Source organism: Pseudomonas aylmerensis (assembly GCF_001702265.1).
GTDB lineage: Bacteria > Pseudomonadota > Gammaproteobacteria > Pseudomonadales > Pseudomonadaceae > Aquipseudomonas > Aquipseudomonas aylmerensis.
The window spans coordinates 109,305-133,200 of record NZ_MAUE01000003.1; the positions used below are offsets into that span (position 1 = coordinate 109,305).

19 protein-coding genes and 1 riboswitch are annotated in these 23,896 nt (G+C 62.8%); of the genes, 13 read left to right on the forward strand and 6 right to left on the reverse strand.

The annotated features are described in order from the left end of the window. The first annotated feature begins 30 nt into the window (after positions 1-30). Together BBG20_RS02870 and waaA are read left to right on the forward strand one after the other, a co-directional pair. A complete protein-coding gene (locus BBG20_RS02870) occupies positions 31-921 on the forward strand; it encodes a LysR family transcriptional regulator (RefSeq protein WP_065900076.1) in 891 nt (296 codons plus the stop codon). Positions 922-944: 23 nt separating this feature from the next. Then, a complete protein-coding gene (gene waaA, locus BBG20_RS02875; protein WP_065900077.1) occupies positions 945-2,222 on the forward strand; it encodes a lipid IV(A) 3-deoxy-D-manno-octulosonic acid transferase in 1,278 nt (425 codons plus the stop codon). A 59-nt stretch (positions 2,223-2,281) separates the two neighbouring features. On the opposite strand, the gene BBG20_RS02880 is transcribed toward waaA, so the two are convergent. Next, positions 2,282-3,721: a TolC family outer membrane protein gene (locus BBG20_RS02880; protein WP_065900078.1), complete on the reverse strand. Its 1,440-nt coding sequence runs from the start codon at positions 3,719-3,721 to the stop codon at positions 2,282-2,284. A 196-nt stretch (positions 3,722-3,917) separates the two neighbouring features. After that, positions 3,918-4,023, forward strand: a riboswitch (TPP riboswitch). Between the two features lie 148 nt (positions 4,024-4,171). On the opposite strand from BBG20_RS02880, the gene thiC reads away from it, so the two are divergent. Further along, complete coding sequence (gene thiC, locus BBG20_RS02885; RefSeq protein ID WP_065900079.1) at positions 4,172-6,076, forward strand: phosphomethylpyrimidine synthase ThiC; 1,905 nt, start codon at positions 4,172-4,174, stop codon at positions 6,074-6,076. Positions 6,077-6,242: 166 nt separating this feature from the next. Further along, positions 6,243-7,532 (forward strand): putative hydroxymethylpyrimidine transporter CytX, encoded by a 1,290-nt coding sequence (cytX, locus tag BBG20_RS02890; RefSeq protein ID WP_065900080.1) that lies wholly within the window; start codon positions 6,243-6,245, stop codon positions 7,530-7,532. Here the strand turns inward: cytX and BBG20_RS02895 are convergent. Then, positions 7,501-8,247 (reverse strand): RsiV family protein, encoded by a 747-nt coding sequence (locus BBG20_RS02895; protein WP_065900081.1) that lies wholly within the window; start codon positions 8,245-8,247, stop codon positions 7,501-7,503. The genes cytX and BBG20_RS02895 overlap by 32 nt on opposite strands. A 193-nt stretch (positions 8,248-8,440) precedes the next feature. Between BBG20_RS02895 and BBG20_RS02900 the strand changes: the two genes are divergently transcribed. The 8 genes from BBG20_RS02900 (at position 8,441) to BBG20_RS02935 (ending at position 17,326) form a co-directional block, all read left to right on the forward strand. Further along, positions 8,441-9,058, forward strand: a complete 618-nt coding sequence (locus BBG20_RS02900) for an NUDIX domain-containing protein (RefSeq protein ID WP_065900083.1) — start codon at positions 8,441-8,443, stop codon at positions 9,056-9,058. Beyond that, positions 9,049-9,498, forward strand: a complete 450-nt coding sequence (locus BBG20_RS02905) for a DUF1249 domain-containing protein (protein ID WP_017526444.1) — start codon at positions 9,049-9,051, stop codon at positions 9,496-9,498. Before BBG20_RS02900 ends, BBG20_RS02905 begins: the two co-directional genes overlap by 10 nt. Positions 9,499-9,596: 98 nt before the next feature. Further along, the gene (gene cpdA, locus BBG20_RS02910; RefSeq protein WP_065900085.1) at positions 9,597-10,412 is read left to right on the forward strand and encodes a 3',5'-cyclic-AMP phosphodiesterase; all 816 of its coding nucleotides are present in this window, start codon (positions 9,597-9,599) and stop codon (positions 10,410-10,412) included. A 135-nt stretch (positions 10,413-10,547) separates the two neighbouring features. Beyond that, positions 10,548-11,156 (forward strand): YqiA/YcfP family alpha/beta fold hydrolase, encoded by a 609-nt coding sequence (locus BBG20_RS02915; RefSeq protein WP_065900087.1) that lies wholly within the window; start codon positions 10,548-10,550, stop codon positions 11,154-11,156. A 44-nt stretch (positions 11,157-11,200) separates the two neighbouring features. Then, on the forward strand, positions 11,201-13,108 hold the full coding sequence (gene parE / locus BBG20_RS02920; RefSeq protein ID WP_065900089.1) for a DNA topoisomerase IV subunit B: 1,908 nt from the start codon (positions 11,201-11,203) through the stop codon (positions 13,106-13,108). Beyond that, complete coding sequence (locus BBG20_RS02925) at positions 13,108-14,103, forward strand: esterase-like activity of phytase family protein (protein WP_065900091.1); 996 nt, start codon at positions 13,108-13,110, stop codon at positions 14,101-14,103. Before parE ends, BBG20_RS02925 begins: the two co-directional genes overlap by 1 nt. Before the next feature lie 73 nt (positions 14,104-14,176). After that, positions 14,177-16,441, forward strand: coding sequence for a DNA topoisomerase IV subunit A (gene parC / locus BBG20_RS02930; protein ID WP_065900093.1), 2,265 nt, complete (start codon positions 14,177-14,179; stop codon positions 16,439-16,441). Positions 16,442-16,618: 177 nt separating this feature from the next. Next, complete coding sequence (locus tag BBG20_RS02935; RefSeq protein ID WP_065900095.1) at positions 16,619-17,326, forward strand: PqiC family protein; 708 nt, start codon at positions 16,619-16,621, stop codon at positions 17,324-17,326. Positions 17,327-17,531: 205 nt separating this feature from the next. Here BBG20_RS02935 and BBG20_RS02940 read toward each other — a convergent pair whose 3' ends face one another. Continuing rightward, entirely contained in the window at positions 17,532-19,058 is a 1,527-nt protein-coding gene (locus BBG20_RS02940) for an AhpA/YtjB family protein (RefSeq protein WP_065900096.1), read from the reverse strand. 133 nt (positions 19,059-19,191) lie between these two features. Between BBG20_RS02940 and serB the strand changes: the two genes are divergently transcribed. After that, the gene (gene serB / locus BBG20_RS02945; RefSeq protein ID WP_065900097.1) at positions 19,192-20,406 is read left to right on the forward strand and encodes a phosphoserine phosphatase SerB; all 1,215 of its coding nucleotides are present in this window, start codon (positions 19,192-19,194) and stop codon (positions 20,404-20,406) included. A 142-nt stretch (positions 20,407-20,548) separates the two neighbouring features. Here the strand turns inward: serB and asd are convergent, their stop codons facing one another. The 3 genes from asd to BBG20_RS02960 are packed head-to-tail and all read right to left on the reverse strand — an operon-like array spanning position 20,549 to position 23,834. Then, complete coding sequence (asd, locus tag BBG20_RS02950; RefSeq protein ID WP_065900098.1) at positions 20,549-21,409, reverse strand: archaetidylserine decarboxylase; 861 nt, start codon at positions 21,407-21,409, stop codon at positions 20,549-20,551. A 16-nt stretch (positions 21,410-21,425) separates the two neighbouring features. Then, positions 21,426-22,241, reverse strand: a complete 816-nt coding sequence (locus BBG20_RS02955) for a rhodanese-like domain-containing protein (protein ID WP_065900099.1) — start codon at positions 22,239-22,241, stop codon at positions 21,426-21,428. Between the two features lie 57 nt (positions 22,242-22,298). Next, positions 22,299-23,834 carry an HDOD domain-containing protein gene (locus tag BBG20_RS02960; protein ID WP_065900101.1) on the reverse strand — a complete coding sequence of 512 codons (1,536 nt, stop codon included), beginning with the start codon at positions 23,832-23,834 and terminating at the stop codon, positions 22,299-22,301. Positions 23,835-23,896 lie beyond the last annotated feature (62 nt).

A 23,896-nucleotide genomic window follows, 5' to 3' on the forward strand; every position in this document is an offset into this window, starting at 1 on the left:
TACCTATCCGAAATAAAGATGGGTTGAGCCATGAGCGTGCAGTGGAATCTGGAGCAGATGCGCCTGTTTGTCAGTGTCGCCGAACAGCGCTCGTTTTCGGCCGTGGCGCGCGACCAGCGCAAGGCGCAATCGGCAGTGAGCAATGCGATTGCCTTGCTGGAGGCGGACCTGGGCCTGAGCCTGTTTGAGCGTAGCAGTGGCCGTCAGCCACGCCTGACCGAGGCGGGCAGTGTGTTGCTGGAGGAAGCGCGTGAAGTCTTGCGCCAGTGTGAGCGGCTCAACGGCCGTGCGCTGTCGTTGACCCGTGGCGAAGAAGCCTGCCTGCGCCTGGCCCAGGACGAAGCCATGTTGTTCCAGCCGATACTCGATAGCCTCGAGGCGCTGGCGGGGCAGTACCCGCTGCTGGAGGTGCAACTGTCCAGCGCCGCCCAGGGCGATGTGGCGCGCAAGTTGGTGGAGCGCAAGGCCGACCTGGGCCTGTTGTTCTATCACGACCAGATCCCCGAGGCGCTGGAGCGGCGCGTGGTCGGCAGTGTGGAAATGGTCACCGTGTGCGGCGTGAACCACCCGCTGGCTGCGGAGAACTACGTGACATGCCAGCGCCTGGCGCAGTTTCGCCAGTTGCTGATGTCGACCCAAACCAGCGTCTACCCCGGCAGCGAAGCCGCCAGCCCGCTGGTGTGGCGCGCCGACAGCTTCTACGTATTGGCCGAGTGGCTGATGAGTGGCCTCGGCTGGGCCTGGCTGCCCCGACATATCGTGCAATACCCGACCTACCAGCAGCAGATGGTGGAACTGCACAGCGAATGGACGCCGCCGGCGCTGGTGGTGGAGCTGGTCTGGCGTCGCGATGAGCACCTGGGGCCCGCCGCGCGCTTCCTTGCCGAACGTTTTGCCGAGCGCTTGCAGGCGATCGACTGAAAAAGCCGATAAACTCCGCCGCCATGAATAGAACTCTCTACAGCTGTCTGTTTTACCTGGCGCTGCCGTTGGTGGCTTTACGTCTGTGGCTGCGTGCGCGCAAGGCGCCTGCCTATGCCAAGCGCATCGGCGAGCGGTTTTCCTATGGCTTGCCGGTGCTGCAGCCGGGCGGAATCTGGGTGCATGCCGTGTCGGTGGGCGAAAGTATTGCCGCCGCGCCGATGGTGCGCGGGCTGCTGGCGCGTTATCCGACCCTGCCGATCACCGTCACCTGCATGACGCCGACCGGTTCCGAGCGTATCCAGGCGCTGTTCGCCAATGAGCCGCGCGTGCAGCACTGCTACCTGCCCTATGACTTGCCGTGCGCGGCCAAGCGTTTCCTTGACCGGGTGCAGCCGAAGCTGGCGGTGATCATGGAAACCGAGCTGTGGCCCAATCATATTCATGCCTGCGCCCAGCGCGGGATCCCGGTGGCGTTGGCGAATGCGCGGTTGTCGGCACGTTCTGCCAAGGGCTATGCAAAATTTGCCAAGCTGACGGCGCCGATGCTGTCGCAAATGAGCTTGTTCGCGGTGCAGACCGAGACCGAGGCCCAGCGTTTCCTGAGCCTCGGCGCGCGGCCGGACACCGTCGAGGTCACCGGCTCGATCAAGTTCGACCTGACCATCGACCCCCAGCTGCCGCTGCGTGCTGCTGCGCTGCGCGAGCAATGGGGCGCCAGCGAGCGTCCGGTGTGGATCGCGGCCAGTACCCATGAAGGCGAAGATGAAGTGGTGCTGGCTGCCCATCGCCAGTTGCTCGACAGCTATCCGAATGCGCTGTTGATCCTGGTGCCACGCCATCAGGAGCGCTTCGGACCGATGTTCGAGCTGTGTGAGCAGCAGGGTTTCGTCACGGTGCGCCGTTCCAGCGGCGCGCCGGTGACCGCGCAGACCTCGGTATTGCTTGGCGATACCATGGGTGAGTTGTTGTTCCTCTATGCCCTGGCCGACAGCGCGTTTGTCGGCGGCAGCCTGGTCGCGACCGGTGGACACAACCCGCTGGAGCCGGCGGCATTGGCCAAGCCGGTGATCATGGGGCCACATGTGTTCAACTTCCTCGAAATCACCGCAATGATGCGCGAAGCCGGGGCGTTGCGAGAGGTGGATGACGCCGAAGGCCTGGCCGAAGCCGTGCGCCAGTTGTTCGAACTGCCGCAGGATGCCCGCAAGATGGCGCAGGCGGGACTCAAGGTGATGCAGGCCAACCAGGGCGCGCTGCAGCGCTTGCTGGATGGCTTGGGCAAACTCCTGAACCACTGACCACACAACTCAAATGCAGGCGCAGCCAAGCCAGCGCCTGCATGGGTTATGCGGTGTGCTTAATAGCCAGGGCGGGCCTTGAGCTGTTCGGCGGCGGCCTTGGCCAGGTCCGGTGGCAGGAAGTCGCGATCGGGGTTGTAGTCAGCCTTGAGGTAGCGCGCCAGGTCCTGCAGATCCCCGGGGTTCAAGGTGCCCGCCGCCTGCTTCAGGCGCAGGTTGTCGAGGATGTAGTCGTAGCGGCTGTTGTTGTAGTTGCGCACCGACGAATACAGCTGGCGCTGTGAATCCAGCACATCGACGATGTTGCGCGTGCCCACCTGGTAACCGATTTCCGTGGCTTCCACCGCGCTCTGGTTGGAGATGATCGACTGGCGGCGCGCCTGCACCTGTTCCACATCGGTATTCACCGCGCGGTGCAGGTTGCGCGTGTTTTCCACCACCTGGCGGCGCAGGCCTTCGCGTTGCTGCTCGGTCTGGCCCAGGCGCGAGTAGGACTCACGCACTTGCGAGCTGGTCAGGCCGCCGCTGTAGATCGGGATGTTCAGGCGCAGGCCGATGGTGCGCTGCTCCACATCGCCACGGTACGGCGTGCCGAAGGCATTCGGGTTGCTGAAACCGAGGGCGTCGTTGTCGCCTTTCTCGTACTGGGCCACGGCATCCAGGGTCGGCGCATGCCCGGCCTTGCGCTGCTTGAGGGTTTCTTCGGCGGCGGTGACCGCGTAGTTGCTGGCCAGCAGGTTCAGGTTCTGGCGGCCGGCCGTTTCCACCCACGACTTGGCGTCATTCGGCAGCGGCGGCAGCACGGGCAAGGTGTGGACAATGCCCTGGATCGAGTTGTACTGGCGATTGGTCAGGGTGATCAGTGCTTCGAATGCATCGTCCACCTGGCGCTGCGCCACAATCCGGTTGGCCCGTGCAGTGTCGTAGCTGGCCTGGGATTGCAGCACGTCGGTCTTGTCCGAGAGGCCGACATCGAAGCGTTCGTTGGATTGATCCAGCTGGCGCTTGAAGGCGTTTTCCTCGGCTTTGGTCGAGGCCAGGTTGTCCTGGGCGCGCAGCACCGCGAAATAACTTTCGGCACTTTGCAGGATCAGGTTCTGTTCGGTGGCCGACAGTTGCAGGGCGGCCTGTTCATTCGTGGCCTCGGCCGCTTGCAGCTGGAACCAGCGGTCGGCGCGGAACAGCGGCTGGCTCAGGGTCGCGCGCCAGGAGTGCGCGTCGCGGTTGGCGGTGGCGGCAGGCGTGTCGATCTGGGTGCGCACGTTATTGATATCGGCACCGCCCGACAGGTTCGGCAGCAAGCCTGCGCGTGCCTGGGGCACGACTTCTTTTTGCGCGCCGTATTGGGCGCGGGCGGCGGCCAGGTCGGCGTTGTTATCCACGGCTTCCTGGTAGACGCTGACCAGATCGGTTTTGGCGGACAAGGGCGCTTCAGCTGCCCAGACCATTCCGTTGGTCGCACAAGACACGGCGAGAGCCAGTGAGAGTTTGCGCAGCATGAGGCGATCCCTAGAATAAATATTACGGTGATAATTTAGCGCCCAAGGCTAAGGCTGGCCATTCCTGGCGTCAAGCACTGTGGCGGCAATCGAGTGTAGTGGGGGTGACACGGCGCAACAATCCCGCAATCACGCCATTCATCACGCTGAATGCACCGCTATTGGCAATTTGCCCACGGCATGGTCTAGACTGGCCGCGTTCTTGTCGGGGTGCCTTGTTGGAAGGCTGAGATCGGTAAATACCGGATCCCGTTGAACCTGATCAGGTTAACGCCTGCGTAGGGAACAAGATTTCTCGTCACCCGGCGAGTCCTCTTGTGCTTCGTCCGGGATGTTGTTCGACAATCGAACAGCTCTTGTGCGCCAAGCACAGCACTGGTTTCAGTGCGTCCATCCGTCACAGGTTCGCTCCGACAAAAATCCACCACCTGGATAGTTGGAGAGCCCGTGATGAGCACAGAAATAAAAAGTACAAAACTGAAAAACACCGTGCACTTGAGTGAATCGGCCAAGGTCGACTCCGGCTCCGTGCAGCCGTTTACCCGCTCGAAGAAAATCTACGTGCAAGGCACCCGCCCGGACATTCGTGTGCCGATGCGTGAAATCAGCCTGGACGTGACCCCCACCGATTTCGGCGGTGAAATCAACGCGCCCGTGGTGGTGTACGACACGTCCGGCCCCTACACCGACCCCAATGTCATCATCGACGTGCGCAAAGGCCTCGGCGATGTGCGTTCGCCGTGGATCGAAGTGCGTGGCGACACCGAGCGCCTGTCCGGCCTCAGCTCGCACTTCGGCCAACAGCGCCTCAGCGATGCCGAATTGACCGCGCTGCGCTTTGCCCACGTGAAGAACCCGCGCCGCGCCAAGGCCGGCGCCAACGTCACCCAGATGCACTACGCGCGCAAAGGCATCATCACCGCCGAGATGGAATACGTCGCCATCCGCGAAAACATGAAGCTCGAAGAGGCCCGCGCCAGCGGCCTGCTCGACCAGCAACACGCCGGCCACAGCTTCGGCGCCAGCGTGCCGAAAATCATCACCCCGGAATTTGTGCGCGAAGAAATCGCCCGTGGCCGCGCGATCATCCCGGCCAACATCAACCACACCGAACTGGAACCGATGATCATCGGCCGTAACTTCCTGGTGAAGATCAACGGCAACATCGGCAACAGCGCGCTGGGTTCGTCCATCGAAGAAGAAGTGGCGAAACTCACCTGGGGCATTCGCTGGGGCTCGGACACGGTGATGGACTTGTCCACCGGCAAGCACATCCACGAAACCCGCGAGTGGATCATCCGCAACTCGCCGGTGCCGATCGGTACCGTGCCGATCTACCAGGCCCTGGAGAAAGTCGGCGGCGCCGCCGAAGACCTGACCTGGGAGCTGTTCCGCGACACCTTGATCGAACAGGCCGAGCAGGGCGTGGACTACTTCACCATCCACGCCGGCGTACTGCTGCGCTATGTGCCGCTGACCGCCAAGCGCGTCACCGGGATTGTCTCGCGTGGCGGCTCGATCATGGCCAAGTGGTGCCTGGCGCACCACAAAGAGAACTTCACCTACACGCATTTCGACGAAATCTGCGAAATCATGAAGGCCTATGACGTCAGCTTCTCCCTCGGCGATGGCCTGCGCCCTGGCTCGATCGCGGATGCCAACGACGCCGCGCAATTCGGCGAGCTGGAAACCCTCGGCGAGCTGACCAAGACCGCCTGGAAACACGACGTGCAAACCATGATCGAAGGCCCCGGCCACGTGCCGATGCAACTGATCAAGGAGAACATGGACAAGCAGCTGGAGTGCTGCGACGAGGCGCCGTTCTACACCCTCGGCCCACTGACCACCGATATCGCGCCCGGCTATGACCACATCACCTCGGGCATCGGTGCGGCGATGATCGGCTGGTTCGGCTGCGCCATGCTCTGCTACGTCACGCCCAAGGAGCACCTGGGCCTGCCGAACAAGGACGACGTGAAAACCGGGATCATCACCTACAAGATCGCGGCGCATGCGGCCGACCTCGCAAAAGGCCACCCCGGCGCGCAGATCCGCGACAACGCCTTGAGCAAGGCGCGCTTCGAGTTCCGTTGGGAAGACCAGTTCAACCTCGGCCTTGACCCGGACACCGCGCGGTCGTATCACGATGAAACCCTGCCGAAGGACTCGGCCAAGGTCGCGCATTTCTGCTCGATGTGCGGGCCGAAGTTCTGCTCGATGAAAATCACCCAGGAAGTGCGTGAGTACGCAGCCAACCAGCGCATCGAAGCGGTGGATGTGGACGTGGCCAAAGGCTTGGCCGAGCAGGCGGAGCGGTTCAAGCAGGAAGGCAGTCAGCTTTACAAAAAGGTCTGATCCGAGGCGGCGGTGCCTGCACCGCCGTCATCGCGGGCAAGCCCGGCTCCCACAGTCGATCGCGGTGTACACAGCTTTTGTGTCCACAGCCGGTCCCCTGTGGGAGCCGGGCTTGCCCGCGATAGCGATCCCCCCAAACAACAAATACTCCTCAGAGATAACCCCCTTGAGTATTCAACCCAGCACCTACTCCCCCGACATTGCAGTGCCTGCTGACAAACGCGTCTTCGGCGCCCGCGACCTGTTCTCCCTGTGGTTCTCCCTCGGCATCGGCCTGATGGTCCTGCAGACCGGCGCGTTGCTTGCACCCGGCCTGGGCTTGTCCGGCTCGTTGCTGGCGATTTTCCTCGGTACCCTGGTCGGCGTGCTGTTGCTGGCCGCCGTCGGCGTGATCGGCAGCGACACCGGCCTGTCGGCAATGGCGGCGCTCAAGCTCAGCCTGGGGGCCAAGGGCGCCAGCCTGCCGGCGCTGCTTAACCTGCTGCAGTTGATCGGCTGGGGTTCGTTCGAAATCATTGTGATGCGCGATGCCGCCAGCCTGTTGGGCGCGCGGGCGTTCAGCGACGGCAGCCTGTTGGCCAGCCCGTTGCTGTGGACGCTGTTTTTCGGTGGTTTGGCGACTTTGCTTGCGGTCAGCGGGCCGCTGACGTTCGTACGGCAGATCCTGCGCAAGTGGGGCATCTGGCTGCTGCTCGCCGCCTGCCTGTGGCTGACCTGGAACCTGTTCGCCAAGGCCGACCTCGCGACACTCTGGGCCCAGGCTGGCGACGGGTCGATGCCGTTTGCAGTGGGTTTTGATATTGCGATCGCCATGCCGTTGTCGTGGTTGCCGCTGATTGCCGACTACTCGCGATTCGGCAAGCGGGCAAAAAGCGTATTCGGCGGCACGGCCCTGGGCTTCTTTATCGGCAATTTCTGGCTGATGAGCCTGGGCGTGGCCTACACCCTGGCGTTTGCGCCGAGCGGCGAAGTGAATGCGCTGTTGCTGGCATTGGCCGGTGCTGGGCTGGGGATTCCGCTGCTGCTGATCCTGTTGGACGAGTCGGAAAACGCCTTCGCCGATATCCATTCGGCGGCGGTGTCCAGCGGGATGCTGCTGCGTGTGAAGGTCGAGCACCTGGCGCTGGCCATCGGTGTGATCTGCACCCTGATCGCCTGTTTTGCGCCGTTGGCCCAGTACCAGAACTTCCTGTTGCTGATCGGCTCGGTGTTCGCGCCGCTGTTCGGCGTGGTGCTGGTGGATCACTTCATCCTGCGCCGTCGTGGCCAGGGTGCGCTGGCCAACCTGCGTTGGCCGGCATTGTTGGCCTGGCTTGGCGGCATTGCGACCTACCACGTGCTGGCCAACCTTTACCCGGACATCGGCGCGACGCTGCCGGCACTGGTGCTGGCAGGGCTGTTGCAGTTTATTTTGGGCCGGGCCTTCAGTGGCGCACAGGCACCAGCTCAGGCTTGATGATGCCGTCCAGGCGCGAGTACGGAATCTGCAGCTCGACGTGGCCCAGGGCATACGGCGCAATGGTGTTGGTCGGGTACTTGAGGATCACGCCGCCGTAGGTCAGCGCCACGTTCGGGGTTTTCTGGAAGGGGTAGGTTTTCACATACTCCGGCTCCAGGCTCAGGCGGGTGCTGATCAGCCAGCTGTTGTGCGCGACCTGGGCGGCTTTCCAGAAAGCCTCTTCCTTGCCGGGCAGCAGCATGTCGGTCAGCGCCAACGCTTTTTGCTGCTGGCGCGAATAGTTGATGAACGCGCGGCCGGGCTCGCCGTGAGTCGCGCCCTGATCCAGGTAGCTGGACAGTTCGATGATCACCAAGCCGTCATGCTGTTCGCGTACCTTGGCCTGCAAGTACATGCTGTTGCGTGGCGCGGCGGTCTTGAGGAACTGCTCGCGATACGTTTCCAGGCTGGTCGGCAGCGGGTCGCTCGGGGTGGTGCGGGTCATTTCCAGCAGGCGTTGTTCGATCAACGCGTCCAGCTTGGGTTCCTTGGCAAAGTGCACGGTGTCGATATTCACCAGCGGGCAGTCGGTGCTGGCGCAGCCTGGCTTGCTTTGCTCGGTGGCGTCGCGAGTGGCTTCCAGGGGGGCACGATAGCTGGGTTGGAACAGGCTTTGGCAGGCACCAAGGGTCAATGCGATGCAGGCCACGGAGGCGATTTTTAAAAGCGACATGGATGTCCTTCGTCTATCGATAAGAGCGAAATTTGTGGAGCTTCGACTACCGGCAGGGCAGTCAGTTCGCCACTAAGCTGATTAGAGTGTGTTTGACGCTCGCCGTCTATCCCGGCAACCGGAAAGGGGCTGCACCAACGGGCATGAGCGCGTTAGGATGGCGCCAAATGCGCAGGCTTAACGAGGATGGGACATGACGGACTTTGCAAAATCGAAGCCGAGCAAAATCGAAATTGTTCAGCACGATAATCTCCACAAGGGCTTCTACAAGCTCGATCACATGCAACTGCGCCACGAGAAGTTCGACGGCAGCATGAGCCGGGTGATCAACCGCGAAGTCTTCGTTCGCCACGACGCCGTGTGTGTGCTGCCCTACGATCCACAGCGCGACGAAGTGGTGCTGAACGAGCAATTCCGCGTCGGCGCCCTCGGCCGTACCGACAACCCGTGGCTGATCGAGATGGTCGCCGGCCTGATCGACAAGGACGAGCAACCCGAGGAGGTTGCGCACCGCGAGGGCGAGGAGGAAGCTGGGCTGACATTCTCGGCGCTGTGGCCGATCACGCGATATTTCCCGTCGCCCGGCGGCAGTACTGAATATGTGCACTTGTACCTGGGCCGCTGCAACAGCGCCGGTGTAGGTGGCGTCCATGGATTGGAAGAAGAAGCTGAAGACATCCGCGTCACCACCTGGGCCTTCGAAGATGCCCTGCAGGCGGTGCGCGACGGCAGAATTTCCAATGCAGCCAGCATCATTGCCCTGCAGTGGCTTGCGCTTAATCGCGCGGAAGTGAGGGGGTTATGGCAGTAAAGGCACGTGAACGCTATCGAGTCGACCTGATCGGGTTGCAAGCCGCCTGCGAGGCTAATTACGCGCGGCTGATGCGCCTGCTTCCCGACATGCGCCACACGCCAGAGGCGCGGCGCATCGGTGTCACCCATGGGGACCAGATGCTCGGAGTGCTGGCGCTGGAAGTCATCGTCAACTGTCCGTACACCACCACCCTGCGGGTGCGCCAGGAGCACAGCCTGCCCTGGCTGCCGGTGCCACAGCTGGAAGTGCAGGTGTACCACGACGCGCGAATGGCCGAAGTGATCAGCGCGGAACATGCACGACGCTTTCGCAGCATCTATCCTTACCCCAACGTGTTCATGCACCAGCCCGATGAGAAAGCACAACTGAATGTGTTCCTCGGCGAATGGTTGAGCCACTGCCTGGCCCTGGGCCATGAGTTTGAAGTTGTGCGGTAGATGTGAACTGCGTCAGCTTCCTTAGGTTTCCTCTTTGCGTCCTGCCCCAGCATAATCACGCCAACCCTCCATTCCTGTGATTGCCTTGGGAGAGCGCCTTGCCGAGCGTATCCACCTTGAACCCTGATGCGCCGGCGTTGCTGGTGCAACTGTCCGACAGCCACCTGTTTGCCGAGGCCGACGGTACGCTGCTGGGCATGAACACCCGTGAAAGCCTGCAACGGGTGATCGAGTTGGTGCGCCAGCAGCAGCCGCAGATCGATTTGCTGCTGGCCACCGGTGACCTGTCCCAGGACGGCACACTGGAGTCTTACCAGCAGTTTCGTCACCTCAGCGAGCAGATCAGCGCTCCGGCGCGGTGGATTCCGGGCAATCACGATGAGCCGCAGATCATGGCTCAGGCGACCACGGGCAGCGCGCTGCTGGAGCCGGTAGTGGATGTCGGCCATTGGCGCATTACCTTGCTGGACTCCGCGGTACCTGGCTCTGTGCCGGGTTACCTGCAGGACCAGCAGCTGCAACTGCTGGCTCAGGCCTTGAGCGAAGCTCCGAACCGCCATCACCTGGTGTGCTTTCACCATCACCCGGTGCCCATCGGTTGCGCGTGGATGGAGCCCATTGGCTTGCGCAACCCCGAGGCTTTGTTTGCCGTGCTCGACCGTTTCCCGCAGGTGAGGGCAGTGCTCTGGGGTCACGTGCACCAGGAGATCGACCGCGAGCGCAATGGCGTACGCCTGCTGGCCTCACCGTCGACCTGCATCCAGTTCGCGCCGGGCAGTGAGGATTTCCAGGTCAGCGAGCAGGCGCCGGGCTACCGCTGGCTGCGCCTGCATGCCGACGGACGGTTGGAGACCGGCGTAGAGCGCGTCGAAGGCTTCGCCTTTACCATCGATTACGGCAGCAACGGCTATTAACGGCGGTAAACACCGCCATCACCGGCAAGCCAGCGCCCGCAGTGGATCTTCTGTGTCCTTCAGATAGAGGGACTCACATGCCACCCCGATCCCTGTAAACTGCGCCTTTTTTGGCGCAAGCATGGAGAGCCCGGCATGTCCGCTTCGATCCTGTATATCCACGGTTTCAACAGCGCGCCCGCATCCAACAAGGCCCGCCAGTTGGTGACCGTGATGGACAACCTTGGCCTGGGCGACCAACTGCGTGTGCCGGCCCTGCATCACCATCCCCGTCAGGCAATTCCTCAATTGGAGGAAGCCATTGCCCTGCTGGGGCGGCCACTGCTGGTCGGCAGCTCACTCGGCGGCTACTATGCAACCCATCTTGCCGAACGCCATGGCCTGAAGGCGCTGCTGGTCAACCCGGCGGTCAGCCCCCACCGGATGTTCGACGGTTACCTGGGCACCCAGAAGAACCTCTACACCGATGAAACCTGGGAATTGACCCATGATCACGTCGCGGCGCTGGCCGAGCTGGAAGTACCGGCGCCCCAGGATGCCGCGCGGTATCAGGTGTGGTTGCAGACCGGCGATGAAACACTGGATTATCGCCTCGCCCAGCAGTATTACCGGGCCTGTGCCTTGCGCATCCAGGCCGGTGGCGACCATGGTTACCAGGGCTTCGCCCAGCAATTGCCGGCGCTGCTCAGCTTTGCCGGCATTGGCGCAGATCAGTATCAATCCTTCGACTTTGCAGCACTGTAAAGTCGCAGGTCACTTTTTAATCGAACGACTCACGACGAGACCCCATGGCCACTCCCAGCGCTAGCTCTTATAACGCCGACGCCATCGAAGTCCTCTCGGGCCTCGACCCGGTGCGCAAACGCCCCGGCATGTACACCGACACCAGCCGGCCGAACCACCTTGCCCAGGAAGTCATCGACAACAGCGTCGACGAAGCCTTGGCCGGCCACGCCAAGTCGGTGCATGTCATTCTCCACGCTGACCACTCCCTGGAAGTGTCCGACGATGGTCGCGGCATGCCCGTGGATATTCACCCGGAAGAGGGCGTCTCGGGCGTCGAGCTGATCCTCACCAAGCTGCACGCCGGCGGCAAGTTCTCCAACAAGAACTACCAGTTCTCCGGTGGCTTGCACGGTGTGGGTATTTCGGTGGTCAACGCCCTGTCGACCCTGGTGCGGGTCAAGGTCAAGCGCGACGGCAACGAATACGAAATGACCTTCGCCGATGGCTATAAAGCCACCGACCTGGCTGTGATCGGCACCGTGGGCAAGCGCAACACCGGTACCAGCGTGTACTTCGCCCCGGACCCGAAATACTTCGATTCGCCAAAATTCTCCATCAGCCGCCTCAAGCACGTGCTCAAGGCCAAGGCCGTGCTGTGCCCGGGCCTGCTGGTCACCTTTGAAGACAAAGGCACCGGCGAGAAGGTCGAGTGGCACTACGAAGACGGTCTGCGCTCCTACCTGGAAGATTCCGTCAGCGAGTTCGAACGCCTGCCCAACGAGCCGTTCTGCGGCAGCCTGGCCGGTAATAAAGAAGCCGTCGACTGGGCGCTGCTGTGGTTGCCGGAAGGCGGCGACAGCGTGCAGGAAAGCTATGTCAACCTGATCCCGACCGCCCAGGGCGGTACCCACGTCAACGGTTTGCGCCAGGGCCTGCTGGATGCCATGCGCGAGTTCTGCGAATACCGCAGCCTGTTGCCGCGCGGCGTGAAGCTGGCGCCGGAAGACGTGTGGGAGCGCATCGCGTTCGTGCTGTCGATGAAGATGCAGGAGCCGCAGTTCTCCGGCCAGACCAAAGAGCGGCTGTCGTCCCGCGAGGCGGCGGCGTTTGTCTCCGGCGTGGTCAAGGACGCCTTCAGCCTGTGGCTCAACGAACACCCGGAACTGGGCCTGGCCCTGGCCGAACTGGCGATCAACAACGCCGGCCGCCGTCTGAAGGCCAGCAAGAAGGTCGAGCGCAAGCGCATCACCCAAGGCCCGGCGCTGCCTGGCAAGCTCGCCGATTGCGCCGGGCAGGACCCGATGCGGTCCGAACTGTTCCTGGTCGAGGGTGACTCCGCCGGTGGTTCCGCCAAGCAAGCGCGGGACAAGGAGTTCCAGGCGATCCTGCCGTTGCGCGGCAAGATCCTCAACACCTGGGAAGTCGATGGCAGCGAAGTGCTGGCCAGCCAGGAAGTGCACAACATTGCCGTCGCCATCGGCGTCGATCCGGGCGCTGCAGACATGAGCCAGCTGCGCTACGGCAAGATCTGCATCCTCGCCGACGCCGACTCCGACGGCCTGCACATCGCGACCTTGCTGTGCGCGCTGTTCGTGCAGCACTTCCGCCCGTTGGTCGACGCCGGTCACGTCTACGTCGCCATGCCGCCGCTTTACCGTATCGACCTGGGCAAGGAAATCTACTACGCCCTCGACGAGGCCGAGCGCGATGGCATCCTCGACCGCCTGGTCGCCGAGAAGAAACGCGGCAAGCCACAGGTCACGCGATTCAAAGGCCTGGGTGAAATGAACCCGCCGCAACTGCGCGAAACCACCATGGACCCGAACACTCGGCGCCTGGTGCAGTTGACGCTGGGCGAAGACTTCGCCGAAACCTCGGAAATGATGGACATGCTGCTGGCCAAGAAACGCGCGCCGGACCGCAAGTCCTGGCTGGAATCCAAAGGCAATCTGGCCGAGGTTCTGGGCTGATGCGCACAGGTTTCGCCCTGGCGAGCCTGATGTTGAGCGGGTTGGCGGCCACTCCGGTGGTCGCCGCGCCCGTGGCAGAGCTGAAACTGGTGTCCGAACACGCGGTGGACGGCATGCGCGGCGGTAACCTGTCGGGGTTGGCGCTGTGTGGCAAGGCGTTGTGGACGGTTTCCGACCGCGACGACGACCAGATCTACCGCCTGGATATCAGCGCGCCGACCTGGCAGGCCGAAACCGTCAAGATCGAGGTGCCGCCGGTGCCGGAGTCCGGGTTGCCCTGGGGCTTGCGTTCGCGCACCAAGGCTGCTTCGTTCATTCGCGGTGGCGACCTGGATTTTGAGGGCATCAGCTGCGATGCAGCGGGCAACCGCTACATTGTCAGCGAAGCCCATGCCGCTGTGCTGCAAGTGCCGGTGGACGGTGCGCCTGAGTGGCTGAAAATTGCCCCGGGCATGGTCCGTGAAGCCCGCGCCAGCGGCATGTTGCTGCACTTCAATGCCTTGTTTGAAGGCTTGGCGGTGAACCCCGAGGGCAACCAGATCTGGCTGGCTGCCGAGCGTGAGCGGCGCGGCCTGATTTCCATCAAGCGCCCGCAAAGCCTGTGGGACTGTGATGGCCCTTGTGTGCTGTTGAGCGAGGCCGGGCAGGAAGTGCAGCCGGCGCAGTTCACCAATGCCAAGGCCGTTTCGAAGGATTTTGCCGACCTGGCCCTGTTCAACGGCAAGCTGTTTACCCTGGAGCGCAACGCGTTCCAGATTTGCCGGCGCGATGCGGTCACGGCCAAAGTCGAGCTGTGCTGGTCGTTCGCCGACGAGACCCTGACGCCCGAGCGCCGCTATGCCCAGCCTTACGGCCTGGCCGAAGCCCTGGTGGTGGACGCGGACGGTGCGTGGATCGGCATCGACAACAATTTCGGCCCTCGCGCCGATGGTGAAAAGCGCCCGGTGGTCTATCGTTTTGCCGCCCCGGCCGGTGGCTGGAGCGCCCAGCCATGAGCCACGCCCTTTTTGAATCGAATCAGCGCAGCGGCAGTTCCGCTGCGCCTTACCCAATAATGATGAGGCCCGCATGAGTGACATCCTCGCAGACAGCTTAGATGGCGTAGAACGCCGGTCGCTGGCTGACTTCACCGAAAATGCCTACCTCAACTACTCCATGTACGTGATCATGGACCGTGCCTTGCCGCATATCGGCGACGGCCTGAAGCCAGTACAGCGGCGCATCATCTACGCCATGAGTGAGTTGGGCCTGGACGCCGATTCCAAGCACAAGAAGTCGGCGCGTACCGTCGGTGACGTGCTCGGTAAATTCCACCCCCACGGCGACTCGGCGTGCTACGAAGCCATGGTGCTGATGGCCCAGCCGTTCAGCTATCGCTACACGCTGGTGGACGGCCAGGGTAACTGGGGTGCGCCGGATGATCCGAAATCCTTTGCGGCCATGCGTTACACCGAAGCGCGCCTGTCGCGTTATTCGGAAGTGCTGCTCAGCGAGCTGGGCCAGGGTACCGCGAACTGGGGCCCGAACTTCGACGGTACACTCGACGAGCCACTGGTGTTGCCGGCACGTTTGCCGAACATCCTGCTCAATGGTACCACCGGTATTGCGGTCGGCATGGCCACCGACGTACCGCCGCATAACCTGCGCGAAGTCGCCACCGCCTGCGTCCGTTTGCTGGATGAGCCCAAGGCCACCGTGGAGCAGCTCTGCGAGCATATCCAGGGTCCGGACTACCCGACCGAAGCGGAAATCATCACCCCCCGCGCCGACTTGCTGAAGATGTACGAGACCGGCAAGGGCTCGGTGCGCATGCGCGCGGTGTATCACATCGAAGATGGCGACATTATTGTTACCGCGCTGCCGCACCAGGTGTCCGGCGCCAAGGTGCTGGAGCAGATCGCCGCGCTGATGCAGGCCAAGCCGTCGAAATTGCCGCAGGTCGCCGATCTGCGTGACGAGTCCGACCACGAAAACCCCTGCCGCATCGTGATCATCCCGACCAACAGCCGGGTCGACCACGAAGTGCTGATGCAGCACCTGTTCGCCAGTACTGACCTGGAGTCCAGCTACCGGGTCAACGTCAACATCATTGGCCTGGACGGCAAGCCGCAGCTGAAAAACCTGCGCAACCTGCTGGTGGAGTGGCTGGAATTCCGTATCCAGACCGTGCGCCGCCGCCTGCAATTCCGCCTGGACAAGGTCGAGCGCCGCCTGCACCTGTTGGACGGTTTGCTGATTGCCTACCTCAACCTGGATGAAGTGATCCACATCATCCGCACCGCCGAGCACCCGAAAGCCGAGCTGATCGCGCGTTTCGAGCTGAGTGAGATCCAGGCTGACTACATCCTCGACACCCGCCTGCGTCAGTTGGCGCGGCTGGAAGAAATGAAGCTGCGCGACGAACAGGACGCGCTGCTCAGGGAACAAGCCAAGCTGCAGGCCCTGCTGGGCAGCGAAGCCAAGCTCAAGAAGCTGGTGCGCAGCGAGCTGATCAAAGACGCCGAAACCTATGGCGACGACCGCCGCTCGCCGATTGTCGAGCGCGCTGAAGCCAAGGCCCTGACCGAAACAGAGCTGCTGCCGAACGAGAAAATTACCGTCGTTCTGTCGGAAAAGGGTTGGGTTCGCTCCGCCAAAGGGCATGATATTGACGCCACTGGTTTGTCGTACAAGGCCGGCGATGGCTTCAAGACCGCCGCTGCCGGGCGTTCCAACCAGTTTGCGGTGTTTATCGACTCCACCGGGCGCAGTTACTCGGTGCCGGCCCATACCTTGCCATCGGCGCGCGGACAGGGCGAGCCGTTGACCGGCCGGCTGACGCCGCCGCCAGGGGCGAATTTCGAGTGTGTGCTGCTGCCGGACGACGATGCGCTGTATGTGATCGCCTCCGACGCGGGTTATGGCTTCGTGGTCAAGGGTGAAGACCTGCAGGCCAAGAACAAGGCGGGCAAGGCGCTGTTGAGCCTGCCGAACAATGCCAAGGTGATCCTGCCGCGGCCGGTGGACGATCGCGAGAGCAATTGGCTGGCGTCGGTGACCACCGAAGGGCGTCTGCTGGTGTTCAAGATCAGCGATCTGCCGCAGTTGGGCAAAGGCAAGGGCAACAAGATCATTGGTATTCCCGGTGAGCGGGTGGCCAGTCGCGAAGAGTACGTGACCGACATCGCGGTGATCCCGGAAGGTGCCACCCTGGTTCTCCAGGCCGGCAAGCGCACATTGTCATTGCGCCCAGACGACCTCGAGCACTACAAGGGCGAGCGTGGCCGTCGTGGCAACAAACTGCCGCGTGGCTTCCAGCGGGTGGATGCTTTGTTGGTGGAAACACCTGTTTAAGGTGGTTTAGAGCCCTCGATCTACGATTTAACGCGTAGATCGACGCTTTGGCGCTGGAGTCATGGCGCATATTCACGGATGATATGGCCTTTCCAGCGCCGGCGTGGCCGAGCGTGTTTAGGTTATTTTTAAGTATTACATTGTGGTTCGCCTTGTGGCAGCCACCTGGATGGGATGATGACTGCTCCACGCCTTCCTTTTATTTTCATGCTCGCTGGCCTTTTGGGGCTGGCGGGTTGCAGCACACACCAGCCGGTGTCGCTGTACCAGCTGGACAGCGGAAGTCCGGCGCAGCCAGCGCAAACCGCTGGCATGGCGGTTTTGCTGGGTCCGGTGGTCGTGGCTGACTACCTGCAACGTGAAACCCTGCTGCAACGTCAGAACGACGGCAGCCTGCAAGGTTCCACCGATGGTCGTTGGGCGGGCAGTTTGTCCTCCGATATCAACCAGCTGATGTTGCGCCAGGTCGCGGGTCACCTGGACAGCCAGCGTGTGGTGCTCGCGCCCGCGCCAACCGGCTTTACCCCGGATGTGCAGGTCCTGCTGACCATCACGCGGCTCGACTCCGGCGCTTCGCAGCCGGCGATCCTCGATGCGCAATGGCGCTTGATCGACCGTCGTGGCCAGGTGCGCGATAACCGCATCGTGCATCTGCAGGAAGAGCACACCGGCACCACCGCGTCCCAGGTCCAGGCCCAGGGCGTGTTGCTGCAGCATCTGGCACAGCAGTTGTCGGTGGCCCTCAAGCCATTGGCCAACCAGCCGCCGATTGCCGAGGCCCCGCGCAAGCAAGCCCCGGTACAGGCCAAGCCGGCAGCGCCGGAAAAGCCGAAGATGCCGATGGCTACGCCGATTCGTACGGATATGGAAGTGTTCAGGTTCTGATCTGAACCGCAGACAAAAAAAGGCCCGCTGATTCAGCGGGCCTTTTTTTGTCTGCGATTTGAGTCACGCCGTGGGCTCAATGTGGGGAGCGGGCTTGCTCGCGAAAGCGGTGTTCAGTCAACGAATTCATTGGCTGATCCTACGCATTCGCGAGCAAGCCCGCTCCCACACAAGCCCGTTCCTACAGTCGGCCAAGCGCTGTTCTTCAGCCCTTCGCGCGGGTCTCATGCATCCGCGCCAACTGCCGCTCCAGCATCGACGGATACGGCTCCATCAAGCGCTCCACACAGCTCGCCCCTTCAGGGCTGGCAATCGGACGGATGCGCGCGCGCTGGCGGATCAGCGTGTCTTCGCTGATCTTGCGCTCCACCAGCAGCAGGTTGCGGCTGTGCTGGGACAGGGCCAGGGCGTCCTGGGCGATTTCTGTCAGCAGCAGGTCGATCTGGCTCATGCCGAACAGATCATCGCCGACAGTCAGGCCCAGCTGCAGTTGCAGGGTGATGCCGCTGTCAGCCACTTCGATCTGCAACTCATGGCCGAGGGCGCGCAGCAGCTCGCCGCAGCAAATGGCGTTGGTCAGATAGTCTTCGCCGCTGTCTTCGCTGTGGAACAGCATCAGCGTGCTGCCATCGTTCAGGGTGTGCAGTTCGCTCTGGTACAGCGAGGCGGCCTGGTCCAGGCAGTCGCGGTAGCGTTCCAGCAACTCGGTCAGGCGAGCGCGGGGGAGGCGACGCAGTTGGTCCTGGGCGCCCAGTTGCACGGCCAGTACGGCGCTGTATTGGGGTTCGCTGCTGCGCACCGGCGCCGGCTTGGGCGCGGTGTTGGCCGAGGTGGTATCGCGCAGGTCGGCGAATGGGTCTTCGTCGTCCAGTTCGTCTTCTTCGGCCTTGAAGGCCTGGCGTGTCGCCGGCTTCAAGCCCGCTACCGGGGCGCTTTCGTCAAAGCCCGGGTCACGCAGGTCGCGCACTTCGAACTCGGGTTCGTCGTCGTAGTCGGTGTCGTCGTATTCCGGCTCGGGCTCAACCTCGGGTACCACCGGTTCCGGGGCGAAGCTGGCGTGCAGTTGGCGGGCGAGGTCGCCGATTTCGTCCTGGCGGTCGGTGGCCGGGGTGTGTTCGTCGATATCCCGCAGCCAGATGCGCAGTTGCATCAGCGGCGTGGAGATATGCCGACCCAGGCGCAGGCTCAAGGCCAGGGCCAATGCCAGCAGGATCGCGCTGAGGATGCCCATGCTCTGCAGGCTGATGGTCATCGGCTGCTGGAACTGTTGCATGTCGAGGCTGATGCGCAGTTGGCCGGCCTTCACATCCTGAAAGGTAATATTGCTCTGGTACAAGCCTTCCGCTTCACCCAGCAGGCCGTTCTTCGGGCGTTGCCCGGCTTCGGCCATGATCCGGTTGTCCACGCTGTAGATGGCGGCGTGGGCCACCAGCGGGTTCTTGGTCAGGTTGTTGAGCAGCACGTTGAGGCTGAGGATGTCGTTGGACACCAGCAGCTCAGTCGCCGAGGTGGCGGTCTGGGTGGTCAAGCTTTCGCCCAGGGCGTCGGCTTGCTCGTGCATGGCCTGCTTGAACTGCAAACCCATCACGCAGGCGTAGATCACCAGGGCCAGAGCGACCAGGATCACGTTATGGCTGGCGATGCGTAATGCGATCGGTACACGGCGGTGGCGCAGTGCCCGGAAGATCAGCAGGAAGAAGTTGTCGGTTTTTACTGGCGTGGGCCGGTTCACTTGAGCTCGGCTCTTGGTCCGTGAAGTTGACGCGCAGTATAGCGACAGGCCCAAGACCGGCAAAGCGCTGGCTGTGCCCGATGGTCACTGAAAGTGGGTAGAATGCGGTTTTTTTCCAGCCTGGGGGTGCGCCTTGCGCGAAATTGTCCTGATAAACATCACCGGTGAAGACCGACCGGGTCTCACCGCAGCCATTACCGGTGTTCTGGCCCAGGGTGGTGTGAACATTCTCGACATCGGCCAGGCGGTGATCCACGACACTTTGTCGTTCGGCATCCTGGTGGAGATCCCGAGCAATGAACAGGCGTCCTCGGTGCTCAAGGACATCCTGTTTACGGCCTATAAGCTCGATCAGCAGGTGCGTTTTACCCCGGTGTCCGAAGCCGATTACCAGCACTGGGTGGCCGGCCAGGGCAAGAAACGCCACATCGTTACCCTGCTGACCCGCAAGGTCACGGCCGAGCAATTGCAGCGTGTCAGCTCCATCACCGCGCAGTACGGCTTGAATATCGACCATATCGACCGTCTGTCGGGTCGCATGCCATTGGACACCCCGGCCGACCAGGGCAAGGGCTGCATCGAGTTCTCCGTGCGCGGCGAGCCGGCCGATCCGCAGGCCCTGCGCGCCGAATTTCTCAGCGTTGCCCAGGAGCTGAATGTCGATATCGCCTTCCAGGAAGACTCGCTGTTCCGGCGCAACCGCCGCCTGGCGGTGTTCGACATGGATTCCACGCTGATCGAAGCTGAAGTCATCGACGAACTGGCCAAGGCGGCCGGCGTCGGCGAGCAAGTATCCGCGATCACCGAGCGGGCCATGGCCGGCGAGCTGGATTTTCGTGCCAGCTTCAAGGAGCGCCTGGCGCTGCTCAAGGGCCTGGATGTGAGCGTGCTGGACGCCATCGGTGCATCGCTGCGCCTGACTGAAGGCGCCGAAACCCTGTTCGCCGAGCTCAAGCGCCTGGGCTACAAAACCGCGATCCTGTCCGGCGGCTTCACCTACTTCGCCAAGCAATTGCAGGCCAAGCTGGGCATCGACTATGTGTTCGCCAACGAGCTGGAAGTGGTGGATGGCAAGGTGACTGGCGTGGCGGTGGAGCCGATTGTCGACGCGCAGCGCAAGGCCGATCTGCTGAAGGAATTGGCTCACAAGGAAGGTTTGCGCCTGGAGCAGACCATTGCGGTCGGCGACGGCGCCAATGACTTGCCGATGCTGGCGATTGCCGGCCTGGGTGTGGCGTTCCGGGCCAAGCCGTTGGTCAAGCAATCGGCCAAGCAGGCGATCTCGACGCTGGGGCTGGACGGGGTGCTGTACCTGTTGGGTTTCCGTGATCGCGACGGTCAGCTATAAGCTGATTCAATTGCAGGAATGCGGTCACTGTGGGAGCCGGGCTTGCCCGCGATGGCGGTACTTCAGTCACAGATGGGTTGACTGAAACACCGCCATCGCGGGCAAGCCCGGCTCCTGTATGTTGATTTTCGTCAGATTCAGATCAGGCTTTCGGCAGTGCGATACCCTGGCCCATCTGCACCGGCGAACCTGCCACCAGTTCTTCTGCCCACTTCACCTGATCTGGCCCGAACAGCACGATCGCGGTGGAACCCAGCTTGAAGCGACCCAGTTCCGCACCTTTTTCCAGGTGGATCGGCGCCCGTGCGGCTTCGTCGTAGCGGAAGGTTTTCAGCTCGCGCTTCGGCGGCGTGACCAGGCCTGCCCACACGGTTTCAATCGACGCCACGATCATCGCGCCCACCAGTACCACGGCCATCGGGCCACGCTCGGTATCGAACAGGCAGACAACACGCTCGTTGCGCGCAAACAGCTCCGGCACGTTTTCGGCGGTGGTCTGGTTGACCGAGAAAATCCGCCCCGGCACGTAGACCATCTCCCGCAGTGTGCCGGCCAGTGGCATGTGCACGCGGTGGTAGTCTTTCGGCGACAGGTAGATGGTGGCGAAATCACCGCCCATGAACGGCGCCGCCACGGCTGCATCGCCGCCCAGCAGTTCCAGCACGCTGAAGCTGTGGCCCTTGGCCTGGAACACACGGCCGTGCTCAATCGGACCCAGCTGGCTGACCGCGCCATCGGCAGGGCTCAGCACTGCGCCTGGGGTTTGATCCAGCGGGCGCGCGCCGTCTTTCAAGGCGCGGGTGAAGAAGGCGTTGAAATGCTCATAAGCAGTCACGTCTTCCACCAGGGCCTGGGACATGTCCACTTGATAGCGCTTGGCGAACCAACGGGTGAAGGCATTCTTGAACCAGCGCACGCGGCATTCGGCGATGCAGCCGGCCAACCGCGACAGCAGGTGGTGCGGCAGCAGGTACTGGCTGAGGATAAACAACTGCTTTTTCATTAACTGTCCTTAACTCTTAAATCTCGACGGGGGTGTCGGGGTGGTTGCCCCATTCGCCCCAGGAACCGGCATAACCTTTGACTCGCGGATAACCGAGCGCCTTGGCCACCAGGTAGGTGAAGCCAGAGCGGTGGTGAGTCTGGCAATGGGTGATGATCTCTTTATCTCTGGTCAGCCCGAGGTCTTCGAGGATCTGCGGCATGTCGCGGCGGATCCGCAGGTTGCGCGCCTTGTCCATGCCGGCCGTCCATTCGAAATTCACCGCGCCGGGGATGTGCCCGCCTTTGGCTGCGAGCACTTTTTCGCCAGAGTATTCCAGCGGGCCGCGCGCATCCCAGATCCCCAGGTCGGCCGCGCCGAGGCGGCTTTGCAGGTATTCGCGGGTGGCGGTGGGACCCTCGTGCAGCGTGAGGCTGACCGGGCCACCGACCGCTGGCGGGACCTCGGTGGACAGCGGGTGTTGTTCCGCCAGCCACGCCAGCAGGCCGCCGTCCAGGTAGTGGTATTTCTGATGGCCGATCACGTCGAGCATCCAGATAAAGCGTCCGGCCCAACCGCCGCCTTCGTCGTCATAGACCACGTAGGTGGCGTCCGGGGTGTGGCCCAGTTCGCCGAAGAGTTTTTCCAGGTCGGCCTTGTGGGGCAGCAGGCCGGGCGCCGGCGGCTGGCCCAGTTGAGTGCGCTTGGGGTCAACGAAATGCGCGCCGGGGATGTGCCCTTCGGCGTAGCGGGCGGCACTGGTGAGGTCCACCAGAATCAGCTGTTCGGCATCCAGTCGACCGAGCAGGTCGCTGGACTCGATCACCAGCGGCAAGCCAGAGAAGTCAGGCATGTGAGGTCTCCTGGGCACAAATGTTGGCGATAAAAGAGGGCGATTGTAGCGCAAGCATCAGGCGCTGCGGTTGGTAAAGCTGTGCAGCGCTTTCTCGATGCATTGGGCGGTTTTGCCGAAGGCCTGCACGGTGGTTTCCGAGAACGGCCCACCGCCCTGGTCGGCGACCATCAGCATCACGACCTTGCCATTGCAGCTCAGCGAGCGCAGCAGCAGGTGCTCGCCGGTGAACAGGCGCCGCAGGATCGGCGGCAGCAGCGCCGAGAATTGCGCGTGGTTGTCAGGCGTGAGGCGCACCTGGGCGGACTTTTCCAGCAAGCGCTGCAGCAGCGTGCTGTGGACCACATCCAGGCTCAGGTTGGCGGCGTCCTTGGGCAGGCCGTCGACCTGGTGCACACGCAAGGTGCTCTGGGCACGGTCGGTCATCAGCAGCATCACCCGCTGCATGCCGCTGGCCGACAGGGCCTCCTTGGCGCAGGTGGTCAGGTGCATGGCGTTGGCGAAGCGGCTCGGTTCCACCAGCAATTCGGTGCAGCGCTTGCGCCACACCGCCAGGGCTTCGGCGGTCGGCGGCGGGGCCGGCAGGAGGCCGCGGTGGATCTTCTGCACATGCCATGGCCAGATCAGCGACAGCGCCGGGTGCCAGAGGTCCGGCATCAAGGTAGTGCGCGCACTGGTGACGGCTTGCTGGTGCACCTGTTGCTGCACGTCGCCCAAAGGCTGTTGCAGGTACAGCGCGGTCAGGTATTGCCAGCGCTGGGTGTGCGGACAGGTCCAGGACTCCTGGGCCGACATCGCCAGGCCGTTGGCCAGCAGTACCGTGTTGGCCGGCTGATTCAGCCAGCGCCGCAGGTTGGGGTCGGCATCCAGCAATTGCTGGTGGCGCAACGGGTCGTCTTCGCGGGCGATATGCAGCGCCTTGACCAGCAGGCGTTGTTCGTTCCGCAGCAGGGTATAGCCCTGGGATACCCAGATCGGCAGGTGCCATGTTTCGGTCAGGCCGAGGCACAGGTCCAGCAGGCGCACGCCGAACAATTCCTGCTCGACTGCGCGCGCCGATTGGCCTTTGTGGATAACCCGCAGTTCCCACTCTTCGAGGAGCTTGGGATAGGCCACCGCCATCGGCCACAGCGGCGACAGGAATAGCAGGCTGCCCCAGTGAATGTCTTGCCACAACCGCGCCAGGCGGCTGCCGAACAAACCGTTGGCTTGCTGCGAGGCGTGCTGGCTGACCAGCAGCAATTGGCGCAACGCCACCGGAATCTCTTGGGCGGGGACCGAGGGCAGGCGTGCCAGCAACTCTTCGGCGCGCTTGAGGCCCAGGCGATTGAGCGCCACTTCAAGGTTTTCCGCCGGTGCCGTCATGCTGCCATGTGTGTGGCTATTGGCCTCGCGCATCACGCTGAGCACGAGGGCCGGGCTGTTCTGCATCAGTTCGGCAATGTCTCGCAACGAACTGCGGCTATCGCGGATGGCTTTGCACACGCGTTCGTGGCTGGCCTGGGGAACAGGCAGCAGCACGTCGTCCAGGCGCTTGATCCAAGCAGCGAGGGAGTTGGGTTTTGCAGTTGGGACTGTCGTTTCATTAGCCATGATTGGGGCGCGATCATCACTTGCGGTCAACACGCCCGGAACGGGCCGAACTGGCTTTTCGC